An 8,068-nucleotide genomic window follows, 5' to 3' on the forward strand; every position below is an offset into this window, starting at 1 on the left:
GGTGTCCACGAAAACGGGGTAGGCTCAACCCACATATCTCACCTATCTCAGCATAGTCCCTGTCCATGTAGAATCTGAGCACCGCAGCTGCACGGTGTTCAGGCTCAAGTCCAGCCAGAGCTTGCATGAGGACGGTTCTGTCCAGGCTGTCGTGGGTGCTGGTAAGCGGGGCATTCTGGACAGGTACTTTTCTCTTCGAACCGACGCCTCCCGCGCCCTTCGACGCAGTTCATCGCGCCATGCATTGGTGGCAATAGTGTACAACCAGGTAGAGAATCTGGCCTCAGGTCTGTATCGGTGCAAGGCTTTGAGCACTTGCACGAAAGCCTCTTGAACCATGTCGTCAGCGTCTGCGGCGTTCCCGCAGATATACATGAGATAGTTTCTGAGAGGAGCATGGTAGCGTTGAATGATGGCTTCAAGGGCTTGCTTGTCCCCGAGCTTGCACCTGTGTAGAAGTTCAGATTCCAAGGGCACCGCTCACCCCCCGAAGCCATGTCACAGTATAAACGTCTGAGAGGTACATATGGTTCAAATCTGGAATGAGATTTTCAGGATGGATTCCCCCTCAGTCGCCCAAGCAATCGCGCTCTGGCCGCCAATATGAGCACAGCACTGGGTGCTTGCGGCTGGCGTCCCCTCCAAGGCTCTCAGTCACACCTGAAAAGCCTCTTCCCACCACACCATCTTTCCAGATTGTACCCCATGCTCTATCGTGACTGAGGTGATTTCGTTTGCGAGGAAGGGGAGCGTCATCTTGAGTTGAAAGGCTTGAACGAACTTCGGCTTAGTGTGCAGGCGCGTGGACAGGCAGATCACTACCGCGCGGCGGCCGCGCGGACCGGGACCGCTCCGCGGGCCGGCCCGGCAAGGGCTGGGGCGGATGGGGTGAGCGCAATGCGAACCTCGGGAGGGACGAGGCGGCCGCGTAGCGGTGTGCGACACAGCCGATCCCGTCAGCCCATGGGACTAGCCACGGGGCAGTCAGCCGCGTGGATTCATAATGAAACACGCGTGACGGAGAGAGGCCCAAGCCCGCCCAAGCTGCCCGCTTGACTGCGCAGTTCCGGGGGTTGGTACGCGGCTTGCAAAGGCGGAGGGTGGACAATGAGCGGAAAGACGACAAGGGAAAGGGAAGCGAGGTACGAGGAAGTGGATTCAAGACCTATCATAGCCATCAGCATGGGAGACCCAGCCGGAATCGGGGCTGAGATCGCAGTTCGGGCGCTCCGCCTACCGGAGATCTACTCTATTAGCCGGCCGGTCATAGTGGGCGACCTCGACTTAGTGGAAGACGGGATCAGGATGACCGGTGGCGGCCTGGAGATCAATGTCACACCGGATACGTCGGGCGGTCGTTACCAGCTCGGCACAGTGGACCTGATAAATCTCGACAACATCGCCATGGGGGAGTTCGACTACGGCCGGGTGAGCGCGAAGGCCGGACATGCAGCATACGAATACATCGAGCGGGCGATCAGGCTCGCGCTCGCGGGCGATGCGGACGCGGTGGTCACCGGCCCGATCCATAAGGAGTCTCTTAACCTCGGCGGACACCACTACTCCGGGCACACGGAGATATTCGCGGACCTGACCGGAACCAAAGACTACGCCATGATGCTGGCGGATGGAGACTTCCGCGTGGTGCACGTGACCACGCACGTGTCCCTGAGGAAAGCGTGTGATTTAGTGAAGCGCGGACGTGTACTTACAGTCATCAAGCTGACCTACGATGCTCTCAGGCGTCTCGGCATTGAGAACCCCCGCATTGGAGTTGCCGGCCTGAATCCGCACTCAGGCGAAGGAGGGCTCTTCGGGACAGAGGAAATCGAGGAGATCAGCCCCGCGATCCAGGACGCGCAGGAGCAAGGAATACGGGCGGAGGGCCCGGTCCCTCCAGACACTCTGTTTGCCAAGGCAAGGGGCGGACAGTATGATGCAGCGATTGCGATGTACCACGATCAAGGCCACATCGCTATGAAGACAGCAGGATTCAGGCTGGATGCCGCTACGAACAAGTGGCTTGCAGTGAGTGGAGTGAATGTCACTCTCGGCCTTCCGATCATCCGGGTCTCGGTTGACCACGGCACGGCTTTCGGCAAGGCCGGGCAGGGCAGGGCAAACCCTGAGAGCCTAGTGCAAGCGATTGAGCTGGCGGCCAGATTCGCCCGGGGCAAAGCGTAAGGAGGGACCCGGAATGATTGCGCCTTTCCGGCTCCCGGGAACGCTTCTGGCGGGCCCGGGGGCACTTGAGGGACTCGACGGAGAACTGCGGCGGATGGGAGTGAGACGGGCGGCACTCGTGACCGACCCGGGCCTTGTCCGCGCGGGAGTGATCAAGACGGTGGTCGGTGTGGCACCGTCTGTTGACACCGTTGTCTTCGACCGGGCGGAGCAGGAGCCGACAATGGAGAACCTCCAGGAAGCCGTGGCTTTCCTGCGTGAGATCGCGTTCGAAGCGGTGATCGGAGTCGGTGGGGGAAGCGCGATGGATGTCGCCAAGCTTGCCGCGGCCATCGCTCCCACTGGACAGGACTCGAGACGGTTCTTCGAGGACGCCAGACTAGAGGGGCCGGGACTTCCCACGATTCTCATCCCCACTACCGCGGGGACCAGCGCTGAGATCACGCAGAACGCGCTCTTTCTTGATCCGTCCGCCAGGGCCAAGAAAGCCGTGGTAAGCCCGTTCATAATTCCCCGGGTGGCGATCGTGGATCCCGCGGTGACGATCTCCGCTCCTCCCAGCGTGACGGCCGCCGCGGGGATGGACGCGCTCGCACACGCCATCGAGTCTTACATGTCAGTGAGGTCCACCCCTCATACGGAGATGTATGCGCTGGAGGCGATACGTCATATAACCCTCCATCTTCGTCAGGCTTTCGCCCTCGGGACGAACATGGCGGCCAGGACCGGCATGGCGTGGGGGGCTCTCTTTGCAGGGATCTCCATGGCTCATGCAGGGTCCGCAGCTGGGCATGCTCTGGGATACCCTCTTGGAGGGAAGTTCCGCATTACCCATGGGATCGCCAATTCCATGATGTTGCCTTACGTGATGAAGTTCAACCTGCCCGGAGCGGCCGATAAGCTTGCCCGCGTGGCACAGTCCATGGGTGAGAACGTGTCTGGGCTCAGTGTGTGGGAGGCCGGTGAGCGCGCCGTTTCCGCAGTCAGGAGGCTCGCCGCGGATGTGGAGATGCCTCAGTCTCTGGGCGAGCTCGGGATATCTGAGTGCGACGTCCCGGAACTCGCAGCCGGTGCGGCGCAGGTCACCCGTCTTCTTGCAAACAACCCCAGGACCATGACGGAGCGGGACGCCGCGCGGGTCTACCGGGCGGCAATACAAGGAGATCTGGGGGCGGTGTAGGGTACCCGCGCCAGCTATCGCGCCAGGGAGGCGGCGGTTGCAGCGGCACGTGGACGCCTGCCCAAATCCGAGGCCGCCGGCGAGCAGGGGCGGGGCGCCCCGGAGGCGAGGCGGTGCCTTACGAGCGAAACAAGTACCGGAACAGGCAGCGAACGGGCATGGAAAGGGAAAGGGGCGACGCTGGAGGAGTATCTGGCGTTGCCGCCGCTGTCTGATCCTCCGCATGCGAGTCAGCGGCGGCTTTGCAGGACGCGATGGCCTCCGGGCCTTGATAAGCCCACGCAGGCTGCGCCCTGGCATTCCTAGTGCCTGCAGCATAATATGCTCTCGCCACTGAAGACTGCATTGGGAGGTAGGAGCATTTTCAGATTCGCCTGGGGCCGGATGCTTGTACTGGGGCTCGCGACCGTCTTGGTTCTGTGCTTGGCTGCGCCGGGAATCGGGGCTAGCGCGGCCACGCTGCGGGTTGTGAAGTTGTCAGAGGTCGTCCGATCGATATTCTACGCCCCTCAGTACGTTGCCATCGCGAAGGGGTTCTTTGAGCAGGAAGGGCTGAAGATCGACCTATCGACTGCGTGGGGCGCCGACAAGGGGGCGGCCGCGCTGATCTCCGGCAGCGTGGACATTGGGTTCTTTGGCCCGGAGGCAGCGATCTACATCTATCAGCAGGGCGCCCAGGACCATCTGGTGGGGTTTGCTTAGCTCACGCAGATGGACGGTGCGTTTTTCATGACCCGGGCCACAGGAGCTGGGGATTCAGCTGGCAGGAGGTACGGGGCAAGACCGTAGTCGGGGCGCGGTTAGACGGGGTCCCTGAAATGGTCCTCGAGTGGGTGCTCAAGCAGAACGGGATCGAGCCATTCCGCGACGTCAAGATCATCACGAGCCTTGCGTTCGCCGCCGCTCCCGGGGCGTTCGCGGCCGGGACAGGGGATTACATCGCCCAGTTCGAGCCGGCCATGACCCAGCTGGAGATGGAGGGGCACGGACGGATCGTCAAGTCCATGGGACTAGAGGGCGGGGAGATCACCTACACAGTCTATCACGTCCGGAAGAGCCAGCTTGCGAGAGACCGGGATATGCTCGTCCGTTTCACGCGGGCGTTGTATAAAGGGATGAGATGGGTCGAGTCCCACACCCCGATGGAGACCGCTTCGGTCATATTTCCCTTCTTCCCCGACACGGACGTGGAGGTCATCGCGCGCATAGTCGAGCGCTACAAAACCCAGGGAACCTGGAACGCGACTCCGGAAATCTCGGAGAAAGGCTTCGCGCACCTTCAGGAGGTCATGGCTTCAGCGGGCGTGCTCCATACGACTGCGCCGTTCGACGCGCTCATGACGAACACTATAGCCAGGGCGGCGCTTGGGGTCAGGTGAGATGATTCGATTCGAGGGAGTGTCCTTGGTTTACCATACCCGGGAGGGCGAGACCAAGGCGCTTGCGGACGTCAATTTCAGTGTGGCGCCAAGGGAGTTCGTTGGGATTGTGGGACCGAGCGGGTGCGGGAAGAGCACTGTGCTTTCCCTGATCGCGGGACTTGTAAAGCCAACAGTCGGACGAGTGTTAGTGGACGGGGAGGAGGTCCGCGGGCCGGGGGGCCGTGTAGGATACATGCTGCAACAGGACTGTCTGTATGAGTGGAGGACCATCCTGGGGAATGCTCTCTTGGGGCTTGAGGTTCGAGGCGCCGTGACGCGGGAGGCCGTGGAGTAGGTGAAGACCATGCTCCGCAAATACGGGTTTGGGGGGATTCGAGCATCACTACCCAAGGTATCTGTCGGGGGGCATGAGGCAGCGCGCAGCGCTCATACGGACTCTTGCGCTTCGCCCGGAGGTTCTGCTCCTGGACGAACCCCTCTCCGCGCTCGACTACCAAACGAGGCTCACCGTATCCGAGGAGATATATCAGATCATGCGGGCGGAATCCAAGACGGTGCTGATGGTCACCCACGACATAGCGGAGGCCATCTCCATGTCGGACAGGGTAATGGTGATGAGCAGAAGGCCCGGGACGATCAAGGCGGTTCATGAGATAACCTTGACGTGCAAGCGCCGGACTCCCATAGGGTGCCGGGAGGCGCGCGAATTCCGCGAGTACTTCAACCTCATCTGGAAGGAGCTGAATGTGGATGCCCGGGTGCAAACCAGGTCCTGATGCCTCCCCGAACACCAGGCATTTCTCCGCAGCCTGCGCCGGCGCGGGCAAATAGTGACCCTGGTGCGCGTGGGCATCCTCGTGGCGTTCGTGGTGTTGTGGGAGGTCGCGGCAAGGCAAGGATGGATAAACTCGTTCATCGTATCCCAGCCGACCCGCGCGTGGGGGGCTGCCATTGCACCCTCTGCCGTGGAGTAACCCCTGCCCTAAGCCGACCCGCGCGTGGGGGGCTGCCATGAACCTTGTTCGCCGGGGCGAGCTCTGGACTCACCTTGGCATGACCGTAGGCGAGACCGCGGCAGGGTTCACTATCGGGACTATGCTGGGAATCCTAGCTGCGGTGGTGCTGTGGTGGTCGGATTTGCTCTCTGAGATACTGGACCCCTACATCGTGATACTCAACTCCATACCTAAAGTGGCCCTGGGGCCCATCTACATCGTGTGGCTGGGCACGAACGTCTCCGCGATAGTAGCAATGGCCATCACGATCTCGGTTATAGTCACCATCGTGATGGTATACGTCGGGTTCCGACAGGTGGACCCAGACAAGGTCAAGCTTCTGCGCACGTTCGGTGCGAGCAGAATACAGATACTCCAGAAAGTGATCTTGCCTGCGAGTGTCCCTGTAATGATGGCCGCGCTCAAGGTGAATGTGGGCCTATCCCTCGTCGGAACGATAGTGGGCGAGTTTCTGGTGTCAAAGGCGGGTCTCGGATTCCTGATCATATACGGTGGGCAGATCTTCAACATGAGCCTGGTGATGGCAAGCGTGATCCTGCTGTCTGTGGTGTCGGCGGTGCTGTACTACGGGGTCTCCGCCCTCGAAAAGGCGGTCGTCAAAGGCCGGGGATAGGAGGGTAGCGAGGAAAGAACGTTGAACGAATCGGGCCCGGCGGTGGGGTTCGCCCAACCGACCGGGCCTCTCGGCTTAGGAGACCGCCCGATTGCGTACTTGACGCTGCCAACTTGAAGAGCTACTATATACATAACGCACATATATGAAATATGAAGTTAGGGCTGCTTGGACGGTCCAGACCTGACGAGAGGAGATGACTGCTCTGGCTCGCGTAGAGATGGCGCCTGGATGCCGCCCCGGAGGCCGAATGGACAGGTTCATGGAACCATGCATACTTCTGCTCGTCGCGCGCGAACCGTCGCACGGCTATGAGCTCTTGGAGCGGCTTGAGGAGTTTGGATTCTGCCGGGACGATGTCGACACCGCCACTCTGTACCGGACCTTGAGGCGGCTGGAGGAAGAAGGGGCGGTGGTCTCAGAGTGGGAGGCGGGAGAGCAGGGCCCAGCCCGCCGCAAGTACACCATGACTGATGAAGGACGCGAGCTGCTTCGGGAGTGGGCTTCCATTGCGAGAGAGAGGGTGCGCAGGTTAGGGTTGTTCCTCAAAGGTTATGAGGGGTCGGTCGAGGCCGAAGCCGAGGGGGAGTGAACACGGTGTACGCGATTGTGATGTGGGGACTCATGTTGGGAGCCTACGGGTTCTCATGGGTGGTGGACCGAGGCAGGACGAAACGGGCGGCGAAGGCGTCCGTCAAAAGCCTGTTGAAGACGGCGCCTACAATGCTTGCGATCATCGGCATAATCGGCCTTGTGTTCGCGTTCGTGCCGCCTGAGTGGATTGCTGAGTACCTCGGTCGCGGGTCGGGCATATGGGGCACTGCAGCGGCCGCAATCATCGGTGCGATAACCTTGATACCAGGCATCATCGCCTTCCCGCTAGCGGGGGCCATATACAGGCAAGGAGCTTCCGTGGCCACTGTCGCGGCATTCATCACCACTCTTACTATGGTGGGAGTCGTGACCGCACCGGTGGAGATCAAGTACCTGGGCAGGCGAGTGACTCTCTGGAGAAATGGGATCAGCTTTGTTGCGGCCGTGATGATCGCGGCCGTGATGGCGGTGGTGATCAAGTGATGAAGCGAATTCCCAAGGAGTGGCGTCTCGTCATTGTTCTGGCCGTCGCGGCCGCAGCGCTCGTTCTAGTCTCTCCGTCCCGTGCAGAGGTTGCGGGGAGGACTTTCACAGTGTACGTCCGGGAGATGGTGTTGATACTCCCTCCGGTCTTCCTCCTCATCGGCATCCTGGACGCCTGGGTGCCCAGGCCGGTGGTGGAGAAGTACCTTGGACGCAATTCCGGGATCGTCGGAGTGGCCATATCGGGCGTTCTCGGGGCGGTGGCTGCCGGACCGATGTATGTAGCGTTCCCCTTGGCTGCGGCGATGCTAGCCAAAGGCACCAGGATGCTGAACGTCATCGTGTTCCTGTCGATGTGGGCGGCGGGAAAGGTTCCAATGGTCACCCTCGAGGCCAACTTCATGGGGCTGAACTTCGCCTTGGTCCGGCTCATGCTGACAATCGCGGCGGCTCCCATCATCGGATGGGTAGTGGAACAGGTGGCCCCTGTCCTCCAACCATCGGCGGTCGCGGCGGGAGAAAACGCTGACGGCGGGGGCGCGGCGGCGTCGTCGTAGCCCCTGTCCCACCTCGCGGTTGACGAGCTCTGGGGGTTCATCGTAGGCTTCGCCCTGTT

7 protein-coding genes and 3 pseudogenes are annotated in these 8,068 nt (G+C 61.2%); all 10 read left to right on the forward strand.

Annotation, left to right across the window (positions count from 1 at the left end):
* The first annotated feature begins 1,107 nt into the window (after positions 1-1,107).
* The 10 genes and pseudogenes from pdxA to NUW23_14140 all read left to right on the forward strand — a co-directional run bounded on the left by pdxA (position 1,108) and on the right by NUW23_14140 (position 8,009).
* On the forward strand, positions 1,108-2,184 hold the full coding sequence (pdxA, locus tag NUW23_14095; protein ID MCR4427293.1) for a 4-hydroxythreonine-4-phosphate dehydrogenase PdxA: 1,077 nt from the start codon (positions 1,108-1,110) through the stop codon (positions 2,182-2,184).
* Positions 2,185-2,197: 13 nt separating this feature from the next.
* Entirely contained in the window at positions 2,198-3,364 is a 1,167-nt protein-coding gene (locus tag NUW23_14100; GenBank protein ID MCR4427294.1) for an iron-containing alcohol dehydrogenase, read from the forward strand.
* A 474-nt stretch (positions 3,365-3,838) separates the two neighbouring features.
* Positions 3,839-4,066 (forward strand): ABC transporter substrate-binding protein, encoded by a 228-nt coding sequence (locus NUW23_14105; GenBank protein MCR4427295.1) that lies wholly within the window; start codon positions 3,839-3,841, stop codon positions 4,064-4,066.
* Between the two features lie 71 nt (positions 4,067-4,137).
* Positions 4,138-4,743 (forward strand): annotated as a pseudogene (locus NUW23_14110) (ABC transporter substrate-binding protein).
* Between the two features lie 106 nt (positions 4,744-4,849).
* A pseudogene (locus tag NUW23_14115) lies at positions 4,850-5,080 on the forward strand (ATP-binding cassette domain-containing protein).
* Between the two features lie 73 nt (positions 5,081-5,153).
* Positions 5,154-5,522 carry a hypothetical protein gene (locus NUW23_14120; GenBank protein MCR4427296.1) on the forward strand — a complete coding sequence of 123 codons (369 nt, stop codon included), beginning with the start codon at positions 5,154-5,156 and terminating at the stop codon, positions 5,520-5,522.
* Positions 5,523-5,555: 33 nt separating this feature from the next.
* A pseudogene (locus NUW23_14125) lies at positions 5,556-6,375 on the forward strand (ABC transporter permease).
* A 250-nt stretch (positions 6,376-6,625) separates the two neighbouring features.
* Entirely contained in the window at positions 6,626-6,967 is a 342-nt protein-coding gene (locus NUW23_14130) for a helix-turn-helix transcriptional regulator (protein MCR4427297.1), read from the forward strand.
* Between the two features lie 5 nt (positions 6,968-6,972).
* Complete coding sequence (locus NUW23_14135) at positions 6,973-7,452, forward strand: permease (GenBank protein MCR4427298.1); 480 nt, start codon at positions 6,973-6,975, stop codon at positions 7,450-7,452.
* Positions 7,452-8,009, forward strand: a complete 558-nt coding sequence (locus NUW23_14140; GenBank protein MCR4427299.1) for a permease — start codon at positions 7,452-7,454, stop codon at positions 8,007-8,009. The genes NUW23_14135 and NUW23_14140 overlap by 1 nt, the downstream gene beginning before the upstream one ends.
* Positions 8,010-8,068: the final 59 nt, after the last annotated feature.

It is taken from the genome of Bacillota bacterium, assembly GCA_024655925.1.
GTDB lineage: Bacteria > Bacillota > DTU025 > DTU025 > JANLFS01 > JANLFS01.